The 20,301-nt window shown below is 67.2% G+C and carries 21 protein-coding genes and 1 riboswitch; of the genes, 3 read left to right on the forward strand and 18 right to left on the reverse strand.

Features of this window, described 5'->3' with window-relative positions; translation table 11 throughout:
* The 7 genes from trpA to hisI form a co-directional block, all read right to left on the reverse strand.
* Entirely contained in the window at positions 1-801 is an 801-nt protein-coding gene (gene trpA, locus IWX64_RS12265) for a tryptophan synthase subunit alpha (RefSeq protein ID WP_196867411.1), read from the reverse strand.
* A complete protein-coding gene (gene trpB, locus IWX64_RS12270; protein WP_196867412.1) occupies positions 798-2,132 on the reverse strand; it encodes a tryptophan synthase subunit beta in 1,335 nt (444 codons plus the stop codon). Before trpB ends, trpA begins: the two co-directional genes overlap by 4 nt.
* Before the next feature lie 43 nt (positions 2,133-2,175).
* Positions 2,176-3,000, reverse strand: a complete 825-nt coding sequence (trpC, locus tag IWX64_RS12275; RefSeq protein ID WP_196867413.1) for an indole-3-glycerol phosphate synthase TrpC — start codon at positions 2,998-3,000, stop codon at positions 2,176-2,178.
* Complete coding sequence (locus IWX64_RS12280) at positions 3,001-3,249, reverse strand: HGxxPAAW family protein (protein WP_312884098.1); 249 nt, start codon at positions 3,247-3,249, stop codon at positions 3,001-3,003. It abuts the gene before it with no gap.
* 158 nt (positions 3,250-3,407) lie between these two features.
* Complete coding sequence (locus tag IWX64_RS12285) at positions 3,408-4,061, reverse strand: Trp biosynthesis-associated membrane protein (protein ID WP_196867415.1); 654 nt, start codon at positions 4,059-4,061, stop codon at positions 3,408-3,410.
* Entirely contained in the window at positions 4,058-5,632 is a 1,575-nt protein-coding gene (locus IWX64_RS12290) for an anthranilate synthase component I (RefSeq protein ID WP_196867416.1), read from the reverse strand. Before IWX64_RS12290 ends, IWX64_RS12285 begins: the two co-directional genes overlap by 4 nt.
* 61 nt (positions 5,633-5,693) lie before the next feature.
* On the reverse strand, positions 5,694-6,104 hold the full coding sequence (hisI, locus tag IWX64_RS12295; protein WP_196867417.1) for a phosphoribosyl-AMP cyclohydrolase: 411 nt from the start codon (positions 6,102-6,104) through the stop codon (positions 5,694-5,696).
* A gap of 108 nt (positions 6,105-6,212) precedes the next feature.
* On the opposite strand from hisI, the gene IWX64_RS12300 reads away from it, so the two are divergent.
* On the forward strand, positions 6,213-6,860 hold the full coding sequence (locus tag IWX64_RS12300) for a TIGR03085 family metal-binding protein (RefSeq protein WP_196867477.1): 648 nt from the start codon (positions 6,213-6,215) through the stop codon (positions 6,858-6,860).
* 139 nt (positions 6,861-6,999) lie between these two features.
* On the opposite strand, the gene hisF is transcribed toward IWX64_RS12300, so the two are convergent.
* From hisF to aspS, 10 genes are all read right to left on the reverse strand, one after another.
* Complete coding sequence (gene hisF / locus IWX64_RS12305; RefSeq protein WP_196867418.1) at positions 7,000-7,770, reverse strand: imidazole glycerol phosphate synthase subunit HisF; 771 nt, start codon at positions 7,768-7,770, stop codon at positions 7,000-7,002.
* 10 nt (positions 7,771-7,780) lie between these two features.
* Positions 7,781-8,623, reverse strand: coding sequence for an ATP phosphoribosyltransferase (gene hisG / locus IWX64_RS12310; protein WP_196867419.1), 843 nt, complete (start codon positions 8,621-8,623; stop codon positions 7,781-7,783).
* Positions 8,624-8,693: 70 nt separating this feature from the next.
* Positions 8,694-8,957, reverse strand: coding sequence for a phosphoribosyl-ATP diphosphatase (locus IWX64_RS12315; protein WP_196867420.1), 264 nt, complete (start codon positions 8,955-8,957; stop codon positions 8,694-8,696).
* Positions 8,958-9,020: 63 nt separating this feature from the next.
* Positions 9,021-9,500 (reverse strand): 6,7-dimethyl-8-ribityllumazine synthase, encoded by a 480-nt coding sequence (ribH, locus tag IWX64_RS12320; RefSeq protein ID WP_196867421.1) that lies wholly within the window; start codon positions 9,498-9,500, stop codon positions 9,021-9,023.
* 72 nt (positions 9,501-9,572) lie between these two features.
* Positions 9,573-10,253: a GTP cyclohydrolase II gene (locus IWX64_RS12325; RefSeq protein WP_196867422.1), complete on the reverse strand. Its 681-nt coding sequence runs from the start codon at positions 10,251-10,253 to the stop codon at positions 9,573-9,575.
* The gene (ribB, locus tag IWX64_RS12330) at positions 10,250-10,918 is read right to left on the reverse strand and encodes a 3,4-dihydroxy-2-butanone-4-phosphate synthase (protein ID WP_196867423.1); all 669 of its coding nucleotides are present in this window, start codon (positions 10,916-10,918) and stop codon (positions 10,250-10,252) included. Before ribB ends, IWX64_RS12325 begins: the two co-directional genes overlap by 4 nt.
* Complete coding sequence (locus IWX64_RS12335; RefSeq protein ID WP_196867424.1) at positions 10,915-11,625, reverse strand: riboflavin synthase; 711 nt, start codon at positions 11,623-11,625, stop codon at positions 10,915-10,917. Before IWX64_RS12335 ends, ribB begins: the two co-directional genes overlap by 4 nt.
* Entirely contained in the window at positions 11,610-12,749 is a 1,140-nt protein-coding gene (ribD, locus tag IWX64_RS12340; RefSeq protein WP_334683276.1) for a bifunctional diaminohydroxyphosphoribosylaminopyrimidine deaminase/5-amino-6-(5-phosphoribosylamino)uracil reductase RibD, read from the reverse strand. Before ribD ends, IWX64_RS12335 begins: the two co-directional genes overlap by 16 nt.
* Before the next feature lie 5 nt (positions 12,750-12,754).
* On the reverse strand, positions 12,755-13,435 hold the full coding sequence (pnuC, locus tag IWX64_RS12345; RefSeq protein WP_196867425.1) for a nicotinamide riboside transporter PnuC: 681 nt from the start codon (positions 13,433-13,435) through the stop codon (positions 12,755-12,757).
* Positions 13,436-13,537: 102 nt separating this feature from the next.
* Positions 13,538-13,681, reverse strand: a riboswitch (FMN riboswitch).
* Positions 13,682-13,821: 140 nt separating this feature from the next.
* Positions 13,822-15,588 (reverse strand): aspartate--tRNA ligase, encoded by a 1,767-nt coding sequence (aspS, locus tag IWX64_RS12350; protein WP_196867426.1) that lies wholly within the window; start codon positions 15,586-15,588, stop codon positions 13,822-13,824.
* Between the two features lie 121 nt (positions 15,589-15,709).
* Between aspS and IWX64_RS12355 the strand changes: the two genes are divergently transcribed.
* Positions 15,710-16,954 (forward strand): APC family permease, encoded by a 1,245-nt coding sequence (locus IWX64_RS12355; RefSeq protein WP_442859056.1) that lies wholly within the window; start codon positions 15,710-15,712, stop codon positions 16,952-16,954.
* Between the two features lie 30 nt (positions 16,955-16,984).
* Here IWX64_RS12355 and hisS read toward each other — a convergent pair whose 3' ends face one another.
* Positions 16,985-18,331, reverse strand: a complete 1,347-nt coding sequence (gene hisS / locus IWX64_RS12360; RefSeq protein ID WP_196867428.1) for a histidine--tRNA ligase — start codon at positions 18,329-18,331, stop codon at positions 16,985-16,987.
* A 310-nt stretch (positions 18,332-18,641) separates the two neighbouring features.
* Here hisS and IWX64_RS12365 point away from each other — a divergent pair, with 310 nt between their 5' ends.
* The gene (locus IWX64_RS12365; RefSeq protein ID WP_196867429.1) at positions 18,642-20,237 is read left to right on the forward strand and encodes a DUF349 domain-containing protein; all 1,596 of its coding nucleotides are present in this window, start codon (positions 18,642-18,644) and stop codon (positions 20,235-20,237) included.
* Positions 20,238-20,301: the final 64 nt, after the last annotated feature.

Here is a 20,301-nt window from a genome sequence, read left to right on the forward strand (position 1 = left end):
TTAGCTCTTTCCCGTTCCGCTGCTCAGATCCTTCGTCAGTTCGGCGACGGCCGTGACACCACCGTCGCGCAGGGCCGACACCAGCGCGGTGCCCACGATCACACCGTCCGCGTACGCGGCGATTTCCCGGACCTGGTCCGCGGTGGAGACGCCGAGGCCCACACAGGCGCGTTCAGCGCCGGCACCGTGGGCGGCGTCGACGACGTCACGGGCGGCCGAACTGACCGCCGTCCGGGCCCCGGTGACGCCCATGATGGAGACGGCGTAGACAAACCCGCGGCTCGCCGCGACGGTCCGTTCCATCCGTTCGTCGCTCGTGGACGGGGCGACGAGGAATACCCGGTCCAGACCGAACTCCTCGGAGGCGGCCATCCATTCACCGGCTTCGTCGGGAATGAGGTCGGGGGTGATGAGTCCCGCTCCCCCGGCCTCGTGCAGCCGGCGGGCGAACTCGCGGACACCAAGCTGCATGACCGGGTTCCAGTAGGTCATTACCAGCACGGCCGCGTCGGTGCGCTCAGTGATGCCCTTGACGATGTCGAAGACCTTCTCGACGGTGAAGCCGTTCCGCAGGGCCTGCACCGTCGCTTCCTGGATCACTGTGCCGTCCATCACCGGATCCGAGTACGGGATACCGATCTCGATCAGGTCCATCCCATTTTCGGCCAGGGCAACCCCCGCATCGATGGTGGTCTGGACGTCGGGGAAACCGGCAGGCAGGTACCCGATCAGCGCGGCACGGCCGGCGTCGCGTGCCCGGTCGATCGCGGCGGCCGACTTGCTGGTGGTCTGGATGCTCACAGTTGTTCCCCGTCTTTTCCGATTTCGGACTCGGCACTGTTATCGGGCAGCAGATCGAAGAACTCCGCGGCGGTCGCCACGTCCTTGTCGCCACGGCCTGAGAGGTTGATCAGGATGACCTTCTCCGACGGGTCGCCGCCCTCGGCTGCGAGGCGTTGCCCCACCTTGATGGCGCCTGCCAGTGCATGGGCGGTTTCGATGGCGGGGATGATTCCCTCGCTGCGGCACAGGAGCTTGAACGCATCCATTGCTTCAGCATCGGTGATCGGCTCGTAGCTGACCCGGCCGATGTCGGCCAGATAGGCGTGCTCCGGCCCGACGCCGGGGTAGTCGAGTCCGGCGGAAATGGAGTGGGATTCGATGGTCTGGCCGTCGTCGTCCTGCATCAGGTACGAGCGGGCGCCGTGGAGCACACCGGGCCGACCCAGGCTGATGGTCGCGGCGTGGCGTCCGGTTTCAACGCCTTCACCGCCTGCCTCGAAGCCGTAGAGGGCCACCTCGGGGTCGTCAAGGAACCCGTGGAACATACCGATCGCGTTGGACCCGCCGCCGATGCAGGCGCAGACGGCATCGGGCAGGCGGCCAGTCTCCGCGAGCACCTGCTCGCGGGCCTCCTCGCCGATGACCTCATGGAAGTACCTGACCATTGAGGGGAACGGGTGCGCACCGGCAGCCGTGCCGAGGAGGTAGTGGGTGGTGTCCACGTTGGCCACCCAGTCGCGCAGGGCGTCGTTGATGGCGTCCTTGAGGGTCTGCGACCCGTTGGTGACCGGGACAACGGTGGCGCCGAGCAGTTCCATCCGGGCCACGTTCAGGGCCTGACGGCGGGTGTCTTCGGCACCCATGTAGACGACGCACTCCAGGCCCATCAGGGCCGCCGCGGTGGCGCTGGCCACCCCGTGCTGCCCGGCGCCGGTCTCGGCGATGACCCGGGTCTTACCCATCCGCTTGGCGAGGAGCGCCTGGCCCAGCACGTTGTTGATCTTGTGGGACCCGGTGTGGTTGAGGTCCTCCCGTTTCAGGAAGATCCGCACGCCGCCGGCGTACTCCGAGAACCGCTTGGCCTCGGTCAGCAGCGACGGGCGCCCGGCGTAGGTGCGGTTCAGCTCGGCCACCTGCGCGGTGAACTCGGGGTCCGCCTTGGCCTTCTCGAAGGTGTCGGTGAGCTCGTCGAGGGCAGCGATCAGCGATTCGGGCATCCAGCGGCCGCCATACTCACCGAAGTAGGGGCCGGGCGCGTGGCGGAGGCTCCCCGTGGGATTGAGGAAGGCTTCTGCAGTACCTTCGGTGACCTCGGTGGGTCCGTTGGTTGCCTGGGTCGAATCGGTCATGAGCTTGCCTATCCTGTCGTGGTGGTGTACTGCGTACCGGTAGCTAGGCGGTTGGCTGGTCCTGGAGTGCCAGTCGCGCGCTGCGGCCGGCGTCGAGGAACGCGGCGATCGTGTCCTGCGGGTTGTCGTGCCTGACCAGCGCTTCGCCGACCAGAATGGCGTCGGCTCCGTCGGAGGCGAACCGCCCGACGTCGGCAACGTCCCGCACGCCTGACTCGGCGATGATGAGCGTTCCCGTCGGGATACCGGCGGCGAGTGGTGCGAACACCGACCGGTCAATGTCGAGGGTCTTCAGATTCCGCACGTTGATGCCGATGATTTTGGCACCAGCGGAGACGGCCCGTTCCACCTCGTCGGTGGTGTGGGTTTCCACCAGTGCGTTCATGCCCAACTGGTGGGTCAGTGCGAGGAAGCCGCGGAGTTCGTCGTCGGTGAGGGCTGCAACGATCAGGAGGATCAGGTCTGCACCGTGGGCGCGCGCCTCCCAGATCTGGTATTCGTCGACGGTGAAGTCCTTGCGCAGCAGCGGCAGGTCAACGGCGGCGCGAACCGCATCGAGGTCGGCCAGTGACCCGCCGAAGCGTCGCTGCTCGGTGAGGACGCTGACGACGGCGGCGCCTCCCGTCTCATACCGCTCCGCCAGTGCCGCGGGGTCGTCGATGTCGGCCAGCGCCCCCTTGGAGGGACTGCGGCGTTTCACCTCCGCGATCAGGGTGATGCCGGTGTCGTCCCCGAGCAGGGCGGCGTAGGCGTCGCGGGGCGCCACAGCCGACATGGCGTCGTCGCGCAGTTGCTCCAGCGGGAGCGCCGCAACCCGGGGTGCCAGGTCCTCACGGACTCCAGCGATGATGTCGTCGAGAACGCTCACCTAGTCGTCTTTGCCCTTCAGCTTTGAACCGCCGACGCCGTAACCGGCGCGCTTCATGACGAAGCCCGCTCCAAGACCCACCACCATGACGGCAATGCCGATCCAGAACAGGACGGTCCCGGCACCGAGGTTGCCCTCAGTGCTGGCGAAGACGAAGGCGAAGGAAGACACCGCTCCGCCGAACAGCATGATCAGGACGCAGGTCCACGCGGCGGGGCTGTTGCCGTGGCCGATGGTCTCATCGTGCATCGATGCGTGGTTTTCCCGTGAATTTTCCGGGTGCTCTACAGAGGCGGTCCGGGTCGTTGCGTTAGCTGTGGCGTCTTTGGCCATGGTGACTCTCCTTGAAACTCGTCTGATGAACATTCTGCCATTAGTTAGGGGCGGCCGTGGTCTGCCGGGCTGGCTCAGGTAGTCGGATCTTTCCCCTTGGTGAGCTGGTCCCAGCTGTCGATCTCGTCCGAGTGGGCGGTGGATTTGCGCCCGGACGGGTTCTCGTTGGCGACCTTCTCGTACCGTTTGGACCGGTTCCACCCGCGACTGGCGAGGAGCATCCAGACCGCCGTTACGGTCAGCAGGACCCCCGCGGCGGCAGCCAGCCAGGGAAACACCGTGAGCGCCAGGGTGGCGCCGCTACCGGTGCTGACGCCAATCGCCTCGCCGATCGCCGGAGCGGCAGCCCCGGTCGGGTCGGCCACCACCAGCAGGCTGTTCCAGACAATGCCCACACCGGCGATGAGGAGGATGGCGACCACCAGGATCCGTGCAATCCGTCCGGCGATGGAGACGGCCAAGGCCGCGGCCAGGGACACCAGCGCGAACGCAGTGACGGCGGTGGCAGCATCGCTGCCGGGGATTTCCAGGTTGGGCGTCTGGACGGCGTCCTGCGGCAGGGTCACCGTCAGCCAGGTCTGCGTGGTGCTTGCGAATGCCAGCAGGGAGAACAGTACCGTGGCCAGAATCACAGTCCCCTTCCGCTGCCAGGCGCTCGGCGCCCCGGGGGTCGTGGAGGGCTCGGAGGAGCGCCCTGGACTGTCGGTGGTGCCCGGGTCGGTGCTCATGGGACCTCTACTTCCTGCAGCGCGTCGGACGCGGTGATGGTCCTGAGGCTGGACGCGATCAGTGCCGCGCGCAGCGGCGCGGCCGCCTTGTTGACGGTTTCCTGTGCCTCGTCCTCGAGGACTGAGTCAGCGACGATCCCGCCGCCGGCCTGCACATAGGCCCGGCCGTCGCGGAGCAGCGCTGAGCGGATGGCGATCGCCAGATCCATGTCGCCGGCGAAATCGAGGTAGCCGACCACCCCGCCGTAGATTCCGCGGCGGTGGGGTTCCACCTCGTCGATGAGGCGCAGCGCGCGGGGCTTGGGAGCCCCGGATAGGGTCCCGGCGGGGAAGGCGGCGGCGAGCACGTCATACGCCGTCTTGGTGGGGGCCAGTGAGCCGACCACGGTCGACACGAGGTGCATGATGTGGCTGAACCGTTCCACTTCCATGAACTGGGTGACATCCACCGATCCGGGGACACAGACCTTGGAAATGTCGTTGCGTGCCAGGTCCACCAGCATCAGGTGTTCGGCGCGCTCCTTCTCATCCGCCAGCAGTTCGTCGGCGAGGGCCCGATCCTGGTCGAGGGTGTGCCCGCGGGGGCGGGAGCCGGCAATGGGATGGGTGATGACGTCCTTGCCGGTGACCGTGACGAGCGCCTCCGGGGAAGAACCGACAATCGAGTACTCCCGCCCGTCGGCGTCGGCCAGGCTGAACAGGTACATGTAGGGGCTGGGGTTGGTGTTCCGGAGGACCCGGTAGACGTCCAGGGGCGACGCGGCGCAGTCAAGTTCGAACCGCCGGGAGATAACCACCTGGAACACGTCACCGTCCACGATGGCACGCTTTCCACGTTCAATGGCGGCCAGGTACTTGGGCTTGTCCCAGCGTTCGTCGACGCGGGAGAGCAGTTCGGCGGTGTCCACCGAGCCGTCCCGGAGCACGGAGACGGGCTGTTCGGCAGCCTCCCCCAACTTGGTCAGCATGACGCGGATCCGCTGGACGGCGTCGTGCCAGGCCTCGTCCACCCGGTCGCTGGAGCCGTCAAAGTTGATGGCGTTGGCGACGAGGGTCAGAGTCCCCTCAGAGTTGTCGTGCACCGCCATGTCGGTGACCAGACACATGGCCAGTTCGGGCAGCAGCAGATCGTCCTCAGGCGGGCTCGTGAGCCGCTCCCAGTGGCGGACCGATTCCCAGCCGATGAAGCCCACCAGGCCCGAGGTAAACGGCGGCAGGTCATCAAACCGAGGGGTGCGCAGCGCCTCGATGGTCTGGCGGAGTGCCTCGACCGGGCTACCGGTGGTCGGGACACCGGCGGGCGGCTCCCCCAGCCAGTGCGCTTCGCCGTCGAGACTGGTCAGGGTGGCGCGTGAGTTGGCACCGATGAACGAGTACCTGGACCACACGCCGCCGACCGCCGCCGATTCCATCAGGAAGGTGCCGGGCTGTCCGTCGGCGAGCTTTCGGTAGATGGCGATCGGGGTGTGGGCATCCGCGAGCACTTTCAGGTGCACGGGCACCACCCGACGGTCCCTGGCGAGTTCGCGGAACTCTTCAAGGCTGGGGCTGATGACTCCAAGTTCCTGCATAACTATGTGTGCTCTTTCAGCTGGCTGTGGGAAAAGTCACTGGGCGCGGTATCGGAGGCCGCTAGTGGGAACCATCCGGACCGGTGACCACGTCAAGATCCCTGCCGTCGAAGCAGGTCCGGGTTCCGGTGTGGCAGGCAGCCCCCACCTGGTCGACCCGGATGAGGAGGGCGTCGCCGTCGCAGTCGATGGCCGCCGACTTGACCCATTGCACGTGGCCCGAGGTGTCTCCCTTTCGCCAATAGGCGTTCCTGGAACGGGAGAAGAAGGTGACCCGACCGGTGGTGAGGGTGCGGCGGACAGCTTCGTCATCCATCCAGCCGAGCATCAGGACTTCCCCCGAATCGTGCTGCTGGATCACCGCTGCGACGAGTCCGGCGGGATCGCGTTTGAGGGCCCCAGCGATCTGCGGATCGAGGGTTGGCCCGGCGGACGAATCGGGCGCTGGCGGGGTATCGGTCTGTGATGGCATCACCTTCGATTCTATCGCGCCAACGAACGGACCATTCACGGCTTCTTCGGCGGTGCGGCGCGGCGGTTCCCGTGCCAAGAAGCACCGAATCTGCTAGTTTCAGCAGTGATGCAATATGTAGAACCTTCCCGTGAAGTCCTGGCCGAGACGCTTCTCGCAGCAGGGCCCCACTCGCCGACGCTGTGCCATGGCTGGCAGGCCAAAGAGTTGGCCGCCCACCTGTACCTGCGGGAACACCGGCCGGCCGTTGCCCTTGCCATGGTCATCAAGCCCCTGGCCGCCGTGTCCGACAAGTCGGTCCGCAAACTCGCCGCCCAGGCCGAAACTGTCGAGGGTTTCAAGAAGCTGGTCGGCGATTTCCTCGCCGGGCATCCCTTCTACTCCCCGATGAAGCGCTCCAAAGCGCTTGATGCCAGCGCCAACCTGATCGAATACTTTGTGCACACCGAGGATGTGCGGCGGGCGCGCAGCCGGTGGGCCCCCCGGGCACTGGACGAGGATTACTCGAACGCGCTGTGGGACGAACTGATCAAGCGCGCGGCGATCCTCTACCGCGGGGTGGACCTGGGAATTGTACTGGTGCGCTCCGATGGGCTGCGCCACGTCGCGAAGCGTGCGCCCGTCTCGGTAGCCATCAAGGGCGATCCCGGTGAGCTTCTCATGCACGCCCATGGCCGTACCCGCCACGCCCTCGTCACGTTCGAGGGCCAGCCCGACGCGGTGGCGCTGCTGGACAGCGCCGAAATCGGCCTCTAGCGAGGCGCTTCACGAGGCGCGCTTCACCCGAACGGAACCCGCCGTCACCGGGAGTTTTGTGCAGGTGTGGCGAGTCCGGAGGCTCGGGAATCCTCGCCGGTCGCGGCCAGCCCAGTCCCAGTCAGCAGCCCAGTCCCAGTCAGCGGACGGGGAATCCCGCGTCGCTGATGGCCTTCTTGACCTGGGCGATGGCGTCCAGCGGCCCGAAGTGGAACACCGACGCTGCCAGCACCGCGTCGGCACCGGCCTGCACCGCGGGCGGGAAGTGCTCTGGCAAACCGGCCCCACCGGAGGCGATCAGCGGCACGGTGACGGCGGCGCGCACCGCACGGATCATTTCCAGGTCGAACCCGGCCTTGGTGCCGTCGGCGTCGATCGAGTTGAGCAGGATTTCGCCCACCCCACGGTCGGCCGCCTCGCGGGCCCACTGCACGGCGTCGATCCCCGTGCCCTGCCGGCCGCCGTGCGTGGTGACCTCGTAGCCCGACGGTGTCCCGCCGCCCGGCACCCGGCGCGCGTCCAGGGACAGCACCAGCACCTGCGACCCGAAGTGGCTGGTGATCTCATCGATCACGGCGGGCCGGCTGACGGCCGCCGTGTTGATTGATGCCTTGTCCGCGCCGAAGCGCAGCAGCTTGTCGACGTCGGCGATGCCGCGGACTCCCCCGCCGACGGTCAACGGGATGAAGACCTCCTCAGCGGTGCGCGCGACGACGTCGAACGTGGTGTCCCGGTTACCCGAGGACGCGGTCACATCAAGGAAGGTCAGTTCGTCGGCGCCCGCCCGGTCGTACCGGTGCGCGAGTTCAACCGGGTCACCGGCGTCCCGCAGATCGGCGAAGTTGATGCCCTTGACGACGCGACCGGCATCGACGTCGAGGCACGGGATGACGCGAATGGCTAGTCCCATGGCTGACTCCCTAGACCCTGCAGGCGTGGATGGTGCTGACGAGGATGGCTCGGGCGCCGAGCTCGTACAGCTCGTCCATGATCCGGTTGGTCTGGCTGCGCAGCACCATCGAGCGGACGGCGACCCAGTCGGAGTCGCGGAGCGGTGAGACCGTCGGGGATTCCAGGCCGGGAGTCAGAGCGGCTGCGTCGTCAACGAGGTCCTTACGGATGTCGTAATCCATCAGCACGTACTGGCGTGCGACGAGGACACCCTGCAGCCGACGGATCAGCACATCGAGTCCGGCCGGGGTGTCGCCGCTGCGGCCGATCAGGACCGCCTCGCTGCGCAGGATCGGGTCGCCGAAGATTTCCATCCCGGCGGCCTTGAGCGTGTTGCCGGTCTCGACGACGTCTGCAATCGCATCGGCGACGCCGAGGCGCACCGAGGACTCCACCGCACCATCGAGGCGCACCACTGTGGCGTCCACCCCGTGGTCGGCGAGGAAGCGGCGCAGCAGCCCGTCATAGCTGGTGGCCAGCCGCTTACCTTCGAGCTGGGCGACGGTGCTGAAGTGCCCTACCGGGCCGGCGAACCGGAAGGTCGAGGCGCCGAACCCGAGGGTCAGCCGCTCCTCGGCGTCGACGTCGGCGTCCAGGAACAGGTCACGGCCGGTGATCCCGACGTCAAGTGTTCCGGCGCCCACGTACACGGCGATGTCGCGGGGGCGGAGGAAGAAGAATTCGACCCCGTTGTCGGGGTCTTCGAGGACCAGCTCGCGGGTGTCGCGGCGCTGGCGGTAGCCGGCCTCGGCGAGCATGGCGGAGGCCGATTCGGACAGGGCGCCCTTGTTGGGGACTGCTACACGAAGCATAGGGGTTCTTTCGCTGAAGGTTCGAAGGGAGGTCTGCTGCTGGGGCACCTGGATCCTGGCGGAACGGTGCCTAGAGATGCTTGTACACGTCGTCCAGAGTCAGACCTTTGGCGATCATCAGGACCTGCAGGTGGTAGAGCAGCTGGGAGATTTCCTCGGCCGCAGCCTCGTCGGATTCGTACTCGGCGGCCATCCACACCTCGGCGGCTTCCTCGACCACTTTCTTGCCGATGCCGTGGACGCCAGAGTCGAGTTCGGCGATGGTCCGCGACCCGTCCGGGCGGTCGATGGCTTTGGCGCTGAGTTCAGCGAAGAGGGATTCGAAGCTTTTCACACTGCCAACGTTACTGGGTTGGCGGCACTGAGCCTCATTCGGTGAGTTCGGTGTGACAAAGCTCTACCCCTGCCAACCGGCCAGGACGGCGGCGGTGGTCAACGCGGCGGCTACCGACTCGTAGCCTTTGTCCTCGCTGGACCCGGGCAGGCCCGCGCGGTCCAGGCCCTGCTGTTCCGTGTCGCAGGTCAGGACGCCGAACCCTACCGGGGTGCCGGTACGCACACTGACGTCGGTCAGGCCAGAGGTGGCCGCCTGGCACACGTAGTCAAAGTGCGGTGTGCCGCCGCGGATGACGACCCCGAGGGCAACCACCGCGTCGAAGTGCGGTGCCAACCGGGCAGCAGCCACGGGCAGTTCGAAGCTGCCCGGAACCCGGACCACGGTGGGCTCAACCCCGGCGTCCTTCGCGGCGCGGAGAGCGCCGTCGAGCAGTCCGTCCATGATCTCGGTGTGCCAGCTGGCTGCGATGACGGCGAGCCGCAGATGGCTCACTCCGGCAAGGTGGCTGAGGTTCAGGGTGGGTGCGCCGTGGCCGCTCATGGTGTGTCTCTTTCCTGCAGGGAGTGTCGGTAGTGCGTGATCGGTGATTAAAGATCTGTTTCCAGTGGCAGATCAGCTTTGCTGGAGCCTGTGGTCCTCGAGGAGGGGCAGGCGGTGGTTCAACCGGTCGCGTTTCGTCTGGAGGTACCGCTGGTTCTCGGCCCGCGCCGGGACCTCGGAGGGCTCCATTGCGGTCACCTCGATGCCGTGAAGCCGGAGATTGTCCCGCTTCTCCGGGTTGTTGCTGAGGAGCCGGATGGACTGCAACCCCAGCTGGTGCAGGATCGCTGCGGCCGCCTGGTAGTCCCGCGAGTCCACGGGCAGGCCGAGCTGCTCGTTGGCTTCGACAGTATCCGCGCCGGTGTCCTGCAGCGCGTAGGCGCGGATCTTGTTGGCGAGGCCGATCCCCCTGCCCTCCTGTCCGCGCAGGTACAGCACGGTGCCGCCCTGGTCGGCGACAAGCTGCAGTGCCTGTTCCAACTGCTCGCCGCAGTCGCAGCGGAAGGAGGAAAAGACGTCGCCGGTCAGGCACTCGGAGTGCAGTCGGACCAGGGGTGCGGGACCGCCCGCGTGCCCGTTCCCGTTCTCTTGCCCCCTCCCGGCCGCGGAGAGGCTCAGATGTTCCACCCCTGTCACCTCGTCCGTCCAGGCCTGGGTGGTGAACCGTCCGAAAGCGGTCGGGAGGGTCACCACCGGCCCTCCGGTCACGTTGGAAGCGCTCACGGTGGAAGCGGTCACGTCGGAAGTAGTCATCGCGAGTCCTTCTCTGCAGCGGGTGCGGAAGCCGTGTAGCCGAGCAGGTCCTTGATGGAGATCAACGGCAGACCGTGCGCGTCGGCGAAGTCCCGGAGCGCGGGCAACCGCATCATGTGACCCTCATCGTGGACCACTTCGGCGATGACCGCCGCGGGTTCCAGACCGGCAAGGGCGCACAGCTGCAGGCCCGCCTCGGTGTGCCCGGGGCGTTCACTCACCCCGCCGGGGGCCCCGCGCAACGGGAACAGGTGCCCCGGCCGGGTGAGGTCGGCCGCCGTCGTCGTCGGATCGGCGAGCAGGCGCGCAGTGCGGGCCCGATCGGCGGCGCTGATGCCGGTGGAGACGCCCACCGCCGCGTCGCAGGACACCGTGTACGCCGTTCCCTTGGCGTCCTCGTTGACGGCGGTCATCGGCGGCAGCAGCAACCGGTCAGCCACCTCCCCGGAGATGGGGACGCACAGTACTCCCGAGGTGTAGCGGACGGTCCACCCGACCAACTGTTCGGTGGCCCATTGGGCAGCGAAGATGATGTCGCCTTCGTTTTCGCGGCGCTCGTCATCGACGACGACGACGGCCCGGCCAGCGGCCATCGCCGCCACCGCTGCGGGGACAGCGTCGAGCCGGACGGGCTGGGTTGCCGGTTCGGTGTGGTGGGTGGTCATGACTGGGGCTCGACAATCGCTGGTGGAACCGTGGGCTTGCTGACCGCCGGTTTCTGGATGGGCAATGACTGGGTGTTCGGTGACTGCCAGGCGGGCAGCATGAAACTCATGAGCCGCTCCGCGTATTTGGCCAGCACGTCCATTTCCAGGTTCACCGAGTCACCTGCCCGCTTCACACCGAGGTTGGTTTCCTGCAGGGTGGTGGGGATCAGGCCCACCTCGAACCAGGGGTCCGGGGCGGCGGCAGCGCTGACGGCGCTGATGGTGAGGGAGACGCCGTCGACGGTGATGGATCCCTTCTCGGCGGCGTACCGGGCCAGCCGGGTCGGCAGGCCGAACCGCAGCCGGTGCCAGGCGCCCTGGTTTTCGCGCTCCAGCAGGGTACCGATGCCGTCGACATGGCCCTGGACCACGTGTCCGTCCAGTCGCCCGGTTGCCGGGACGCACCGTTCCAGGTTCACGGCGCTGCCGGGAGCGAGTAACCCGGTGGTGGTCCGGAGCAGGGTCTCCCCCATCACGTCCACCATGATCCTGCCCTCGTCGACGCTGGTCGCCGTGAGACAGACGCCGTTGACGGCGATCGACCCGCCGAAGCCCAGATCCTGTCCGGTGGTGGGCGCGTCGAAGACGAGGACGGCGCTGGTCTGGTCTGCCGCGACCTCGAGTGAGACAACACTGCCCTTTTCAGCGACTATTCCTGTGAACATGTGCTGGGTCCTTTGCTGCTGGTGATCGTTCGGTGAGAAGACTGCGTGGAAGCCGGGTCGGTGCGCCCGTCAGCGGCCACGACCGGGCTGAGGTGGAGGCGGACGTCGCTGCCGCACTGGCTGAGTGCCGCACCACCGCGCGGGTCCAGCACCCATCTGCTGGCGTCCTGCAGGGAGCCGATCCCGAGCGAGTGGATGGCCGGGGTGCCGGCGCCGAGAAGCAGTGGTGCCTGGTAGATGAACAGTTCGTCCACCAACCCGGCGGCGAGGAAAGCGGAGGCGATGGTGGGACCGCCCTCGATCATGAGGTGGCCGACGCCGTCGTCGTACAGGTGTTTCACCGCTTCCAACGGATCGCGGGTGGCGAGGTGGACAAAGTTTCCGGTGCGGATGGCGGCGTCGTCGGGGACGGCACGCAGACCCATCGCCACGCGCAGGGGCTGCCGGACGGCAGTGGAGCCGTCGGCGTGCCGGGCAGACAGCCGGGGGTCATCGGCAAGCACAGTGCCGGTACCAACGAGCACAGCATCGGCACGGCGCCGGATCGAGTGCCCGTCGCTGCGCGACTCGGGACCGGTAATCCACTGGCTCGTGCCGTCAGCGGCTGCGACACGGCCGTCGAGGGTCTGGGCGGTCTTGAGCGTGATGAAGGGCCGGCGTGAACTGGTGGCAGCCCGCCACCGGTGGTTCAGGAGCTGTGCCTCAGCTGCGAGCAGCCCGCCCACGGTGTCGACGCCGTGGGTGCGAAGCCAGCCCGCGCCGCCTGCTGCCGGGCCGTGGTCGTCGTGGGCGGAGAAGACCACACGGGTAATTCCAGCGGCCACGATGGCCTCGGTGCAGGGTCCGGTACGGCCCGCGTGGCTGCAGGGCTCGAGGGTGCAGACGAGGGTGCATCCAGAGAGGTCCGCACGCTGCGTCCGGGCGTCGGCAAGGGCGGCAATTTCGGCGTGGGGCGTGCCGGCACCCTGGTGGTAGCCAGCTCCGATGACCCGCTGTTGTTCGTCGAGGATGACGGCCCCCACCAGGGGGTTGGCGCCGCGTACCCCGCGGCCCGCGAGGTCGAGGGCGCGCAACATGGCGGTCGTCTCAGCGTCTGGCACCGCTGCCGGATCGGTGTGCGTCACGGCGGTCACCTCAGCGTGGGATCAGGTAGCAGGATATCGACGCGGGGTTTGCTCTCCCGGGCGCGCATCCAGACGAAAAAGCCGATCAGGGTGAAGATTCCGTAGAACAGGTACATGAAGGCGGTGGCGTAGTAGCCGGCGCTGAAGAGCAGGGGCACCCCGACGACGTCGACGGCGACCCAGATAAGCCAGAACTCGACCCACCCCTTGGCCATGCCGATGGTGGCGAGCAGTGATCCAACGAAGGTCCAGGCATCGGCCCACACCGGTTCGTAGGAGCCAAGCAGCCGGAAGAGGGGTGTGATCGCAACGGTGCCGAGAATCATGCCGGCGACCAGACCGATCCGTGCCCGGGTGGGAGCCCACCGCGGCGTGATCGCGTGGCCGTCGGGCTGGGTGCTGGCCCGCCACTGACGCCACCCGTACACGGCGACGGCAATGAACATGATCTGGCGGCCGGCCTGCCCCAGGAGGTTGGCGGCGTCGGCCCCGCCGAAGAAGGAGCCGAGGAAGACGGTGAGGAGCAGCAGGTTTCCGACGATGCCGACCGGCCAGGCCCACAGTTTCCGTCGCATCCCGCCGAGTGCGCTGAGCAGCCCGAAGACGTTGCCGATCACCTCGCGAAGCAATAGCGCGCTGCCGGCAACAGGAATCTGAGCGTCGAATAGCCACCTCAGAAAATCCATGTCGTCCCCTTGTCTCGAGCGGTGCGCTCCGGGGTACGACAGGAACGGCCGGTGCTGGTGACGGCGCACGAAGGCGCCAGCAAACCAGCACAGCCAAGGCTGCACATGCTTCTCCCATCCAGACTTTAACTGTCGGTGCCGGAATTTCACCGGCTCAACCGGCCACGCCAGCGCGGTAGCACTGGCAGCGGACGGGTCGCGGACTATAACCGCCGGTTCGGAATTACACCGACCCCGGAGCACGTTTGTGTGTATCAGTATTTCATAACCGGATTGGACGTGTGTCCATTCCCGTCACAATCCACCCCGTAACGCCTCACGCCGATACGTCAATAAACACGCCCGAGGCTTTGAGGGAAGCGGTGCCTCGGGTGAACGGGGAAGGGCTAGCTCTTCTTCTCCGGTTTGAAGTCCACTCCGGCTTCCCTGCGCTGCTGCGCGGTGATCGGGGCAGGGGCGGCGGTCAGCGGATCGAACCCGCCACCGGACTTCGGGAAGGCGATGACGTCGCGGATGGACTCGGTACCGGCCATCAGCGCGACGACCCGGTCCCAGCCGAACGCGATGCCGCCGTGAGGGGGTGCGCCGTACTTGAAGCCTTCGAGCAGGAAGCCGAACTTCTCCTGAGCGTCTTCCTGGCTGATACCCATCACCGAGAAGACCCGTTCCTGCACGTCACGCTGGTGGATACGGATCGAGCCGCCACCGATTTCGTTGCCATTGCAGACAATGTCGTACGCGTAGGCCAGAGCGGTCTCGGGATCCTTGTCGAAGGTGTCCAGGTATTCGGGTTTCGGCGAGGTGAAGGCGTGGTGCACTGCTGTCCAGGCTCCCCCACCGACGGCGACGTCGCCCGCTGCGACAGCTGCCGATGCCGGTTCGAACATGGGTGCGTCGACCACCCAGACGAAGGCCCAGGCGTTCGGGTCGATCAGGCCGGTCCGGTGGCCGATCTCAACGCGTGCCGCGCCGAGCAGAGCGCGGGACGGGGTCTTTTCCCCGGCCGCGAAGAAAATGCAGTCGCCCGGGTTGGCGCCGACCGCGGAGGGCAGGCCCTCGCGCTCGGCGTCGGTGAGGTTTTTCGCGACGGGACCGCGAAGGCTGCCGTCCTCGTCGACCAGGACGTACGCGAGACCCTTGGCACCGCGCTGCTTGGCCCATTCCTGCCAGGCGTCGAGCTGACGGCGGGGCTGGGAAGCCCCACCGGGCATGACGACGGCGCCGACGTAGGGTGCCTTGAAGACACCGAACTCGGTGTCCTTGAAGAACTCGGTGAGCTCGGTCAGCTCGAGCCCGAAACGCAGGTCGGGCTTGTCGGAGCCGAACCGGGCCATCGCGTCGGCGTAGGTCATCCGCTGGATCGGGGTGGGGATTTCGACGTCGATCAGCTGCCAGAGTGCCTTGACCAGGTTCTCGCCCAGGGCCAGGACGTCGTCCTGCTCCACGAAGCTGGCTTCAATGTCGAGCTGGGTGAACTCTGGCTGGCGGTCCGCGCGGAAGTCCTCATCGCGGTAGCAGCGGGCAATCTGGTAATACTTTTCGAAGCCGCCCACCTGGAGCAGCTGCTTGAACAACTGCGGTGACTGCGGCAGTGCGTACCAGGACCCGGGTGACAGGCGGGCGGGGACGACGAAGTCGCGGGCGCCCTCTGGAGTGGAACGGGTGAGGGTGGGGGTCTCGATTTCGACGTACCCGTCCTGGTGCAGCAGTTCGCGGGCCACCCGGTTCGCCTCTGAGCGCAGGCGGAGGTTGGCGTTCGGCGCGGGCCGGCGCAGGTCAAGGTAGCGGTGCTTCAGTCGGGCTTCCTCGCCGACCTCCACGTGCTCGTCGATCTGGAAGGGCAGCGGGTCGGAGGTGTTGAGGATCGTGACCGTCTCGGCGATCACTTCGATGCCGCCGGTCGCCAGGGCCGGGTTCTCGTTACCCTCGGGGCGCTTCTCGACGGTGCCGGTGATCTGCAGGACGTACTCGTTGCGCAGTCCGTGGAACACTTCCTCTTCCCGGACCACCACCTGGGCGAACCCCGAGGCGTCGCGCAGGTCAAGGAATGCGACCCCGCCGTGATCTCGGCGGCGGGCTACCCAGCCTGCCAGGGTGACGGTGTGTCCAATGTGCTCGGTCCGCAGTGAACCGAGGTCATGTGTGCGCAGCACAGCATTCCTTCCGGGTGGGGGCATGGGGCATCATTCGCTACCCGCATATGAAAAGATCGTCTCGTCCGAGTTTACCGGTGATACCGGGACCCACCCGCCACGGCAGGGGAACCACATGGCCATGAGTAATCCGCCAGGGCTTCGGCGGCAGTTGGGCGGCTTCGACGCCACCACCGTGGGGATCGGGTCGATGATCGGTGCCGGCGTGTTTGTGGTGTTCGCGCCCGCGGCCGCGTCGGCCGGCAACTGGCTGCCCGTGGCTGTCGCGATCGCCGGTTTCGTCGCCTACTGCAATGCGGCCGCATCGGCACAGCTGGCCGCGGTCCACCCACACAGCGGCGGCACCTACGTCTATGGGCGCCGCCAGCTCGGCCCGTGGCCCGGATTTGTGGCTGGCTGGAGCTTCGTGACCGGCAAGATCGCTTCCTGCGCGGCGATGGCCCTGACGTTTGGGCTCTACGCGGCGCCCGGGTTCGAAACGGCTGCGGCCGTCGCGGCGGTGGTGGGCCTGACCGTGGTGAACCTGCTGGGGGTCACCCGCACCGCCCTGATGACGCGGATCATCGTGTCCCTGGTGGTCCCGGTGCTGGCGTTCGTGGCGGTCGCAGCTTTCGCCGCACCAGCACCGTCCGACGCCGTGGCGCTGCCCACCACCTGGCTCGGCGTCCTCCAGGCCGCCGGACTGCTGTTCTTCGCCTTCGCCGGGTACGCACGGATCGCCACCATGGGTGAGGAGGTCCGCGACCCGCGCCGCAACATCCCGGCGGCGATCTTCGGGTCCCTCGGGTTCACTCTGGTGTTGTACCTGCTGTTGTCCGTTGCCCTGCTGGGGGCGCTGGGCCCGACGACGCTCGCTACCTCCCCTGCACCCCTCCGGGAGGTGTTCGCTGCCTCCACCTCGGGCATCCCGGCGACGGCGGTCACGGTGGCAGCTGCCCTCGCCAGCCTGGGCGCCCTGCTGGCCCTGATCGCCGGCGTCGGCAGGACCACCCTGGCCATGGCTCGGGAAGGCGACCTCCCCCGCGCGCTGGCCGGGATCTGGGAGCGCTTCGGCGTCCCGTATGCCGCCGACGTGGCGACCGCCGTCGTCGTCATCGTCCTGCTTTTGACCACCGATGTGCTGACGGTGGTCGGCTTCTCGAGCTTCGGGGTACTGATCTATTACGCGATCGCGAACCTCTCGGCGTTCACCCTCACTGAGCGGCCGTGGCATTCCCCACGGGCGCTGAACGTGGTGGGCTTTTGCGGGTGCGTGCTGTTGGCGCTCACCCTGCCCGTGACGTCGGTCGTCACGATGGTGGCCGTGCTGGCGGCGGGGGTGCTGGGCCGCGCCGTCGTCGTCGGGGTACGACGACGGCGAGCCTAGCGTGCCGGGGTGGCACTCAGACGCGCCCGCCTAGCCGTCGGCGCGGACCACGGTCGGCAGCAGGTCGTCCGCTGGCGGGGACCAGGTGTCCGGGTCGGCTGGTTCCTGCGCGCCGGTGCGGATGTCCTTGACCTCGTGGGTGCCGTCCGCGGCAGTGAACCAGACGAACGGGATCCCCCGCCGGTCAGCGAACTTGATCTGCTTGCCGAATTTTTCGGCGGAGGCCGCCACCTCGGCCGAGATGCCGCGTCCCCGCAGGGAGGCGGCGATGTCCTGCGCGGCGGACCACGAGGCGTCATCCGTCAACGAGATCAGCACGGCGGTGGGGACCTGCCGGGATACAGCGGTGAAGTCCTGGCTGAGGATCCGGGAGACCAGCCGCGTGACGCCGATCGAGAGGCCGACGCCGGGAAACGTCCTGTTGCCCTTGCTGGCCAGGCTGTCGTAGCGGCCGCCTGAGCAGATGGATCCCAGGGATTCGTGCCCGTTGAGGACGGTTTCGTAGACGGTTCCGGTGTAGTAGTCCAGACCGCGGGCGATGCTGAGGTCGGCGACCACCCGGCCCGGTGCCCGCCGGGACGCCTCGGCGATGACCTGCTCCAGCTCGCTCAGGCCCTCCTCGAGCAGCGGGTGCGTAACGCCCAGCGCGCGCACCTGTTCGACGAAGGAGACATCGGTGGTCCTGATCGAGGCGAGACGAAGCGCGAGGACCGCCTGGTCGGCGGTGGCGCCGAGTTCGGTCTGCAGCAGTGCGGTGACCTTCTCCGCGCCGATCTTCTCCAGCTTGTCGATGCTGCGCAGCACACCGGCGGTGTCTTCGAGGCCGATGCCCCGGTAGAAACCTTCGGCCAGCTTCCGGTTGTTCACGCGCACGGTGAAGTCGGGAATCGGCAGCGCAGAAAGGGCGTCAACCACCACCAGGGCGAGCTCGACGTCGTACCGGAACGGGAGGACGCCGTCGCCGACGACGTCGATATCGGCCTGGGTGAACTCACGGAACCGCCCGTCCTGGGGCCGTTCGCCCCGCCAGCACTTCTGGATCTGGTAGCGGCGGAACGGGAACGCCAGGTGGCCCGAGTTCTCCACCACGTAGCGCGCGAAGGGCACGGTCAGGTCGTAGTGCAGGGCGAGGCCGTCATCGGCGTTCGAGGCGCGTCCGCCGTCGTCGTCGGCCTGGAGCCGGGAGACGGCATACACCTCCTTGTCGATCTCTCCCTTGCGGAGCAGATGGGACACGGTCTCAACGGCGCGGGTTTCGATGTTCGAGAAACCGTGCAGCTCAAAGGTCTTCCGCAGCGTGTCCAGCACATGGAGTTCGACCAGGCGCTCCTCCGGCAGCCATTCGGGAAAACCGGACAGTGAGGCCTTACGTGCCATGCGGCTGAGCTCCTTGCGGTACATCGCTTTCGGGTGACTGGTGCGGCACTCATTTTAGGGGTTGCGCCGAAGCCACGCGAAACGCCGCAGTCCCATCAAGGCGGATATCCGGCCCGGCGACCGTCAGATTCCGCTGTCAGACCCTTATGCGTAAAGTAACCTCTGGGGCTGCACCGCTCCACAGGAGATGAGCTCGCCGGAGGAAAGACAGGGAACGGTCCGCCGGCAGGTGCTGTGACGATAGACTCAGTAGCCCTGAACTAATTGCCACCAGGTAGCAGGCAAACCAACGAGCGAAAGACTTCTAGCGGTGACACACAGTCAGCAATCCGACGAAACACCCCGTACCGACGAAACGTCAGGCGACGAGGAAACAACGACAGCTCCTGAGCAGGCGGCCCCCGAGGCTGCTGCGCCCGAGGAAGTAGCGGCTGAGGCTGCTGCGCCGGAGGAAGCGGGCGCAGAGATCCCCGCCGCGGAAGCACCCTCATCCGAGGCAGAGCCCACGGCAGTACCGGCTCCCGCCGCGACTCCCCGGCCGGTTCCCCACCCCAGTGCCACACCAAGCCCCGCTGCGATGGCACAGCGCGCGGGCGCGAAGCCCGGCGGGAAACCAGGTGCAGCAGTCACCGCTCCCCCGTCGCACAGCACTCCACTGAGCGAGGCCGCCAAGTTTGCCCGCGTCGAGGACGACGGCCACGTATTCCTGATCGTCAACGGCGAGGAGCATGCCGTCGGCCAGTACCCTGATGCTTCGAAGGACGAGGCTCTCGCCTACTTCGTCCGCAAGTACGACGACGTCGCCAGCCAGATCGCATTGCTCGAGCAGCGGGTGCATGCCAAGGCCCCGTCGTCCGACATGCAGAAGACCGCCGGTCACCTGCGGGAGCAGGTAGCCGAGAAGAAGATTGTCGGCGACGTGCTGGCCCTCGAAGCGCGTCTCGATGCGCTGACCGGCCTGATTACCGGACTGGAAGCCGCCGAGAAGGCCGAGCAGGATGCGGTGAAGGCCGCCGAACTGGCCGCCCGCGAGGCGATCGTCGCGGAGGCTGAGGAAATCGCCGGCCGCGATCCGTCCACCGTGCAGTGGAAAGCCAGCAGCACCCGGATGAACGAGCTGTTCGAAACCTGGAAGGCCGCGCAGAAAAACGGTATCCGGTTGGGCCGCGGCACCGAGGACGGCCTCTGGAAGCGGTTCCGCGCGGCGCGCACCATCTTCGACCGCCACCGCCGCGCCTACTTCTCCCAGCTGGACACCGACAACGCCTCGGCCAAGCAGGCCAAGGAGTCACTCATCCAGCAGGCGGAGGCGCTGTCCACCTCCACCGACTGGGGACACACCGCCGGCGAGTACCGCAGGCTTATGGACGAGTGGAAGGCCTCCAAGCGGGCCAGCCGCAAGGACGATGACGCCCTCTGGGCCCGGTTCCGTGCCGCCCAGGACAAATTTTTTACCGCCCGGAAGGCAACCAACGAGGCGATTGACGAAGAATACGGCGCGAACCTTGTGGTCAAGGAGGCGCTCCTCGTTGAGGCACGCCAGCTGTTGCCGATCAAGAATCTCGGAGCAGCCAAAAAGTCCCTGCAGTCGATCCGGGACCGTTGGGAAGAAGCCGGCAAGGTGCCGCGGGCAGACATGGGCCGGATCGAAGCCGGTATCCGGGAAGTCGAGGACGCGGTGAAGGCCGCCGACGACGCCCACTGGGAGCGGACCAACCCTGAGACCCAGGCCCGCACCAACAGTGCCCTGAGCCAGCTTGAGTCGACCATCGCAGCACTTCAGGAGGATCTGGACGCGGCGGAAAAGGCGGGCGACTCGAAGCGTATCGCCGCAGCCAGGGAGGCACTCGGTGCCCGGGAGCAGTGGATGGAGATGCTGCGCAAGTCGGCGCAGGACTTCTCCTAGACAATCCCCACGAGAGCCCCGACCCCTGAGTTATCCACATCCGGGGGCCGGGGCTTTCGCATTG

The organism is Arthrobacter sp. CAN_A212 (assembly GCF_015752345.1).
GTDB lineage: Bacteria > Actinomycetota > Actinomycetes > Actinomycetales > Micrococcaceae > Arthrobacter_D.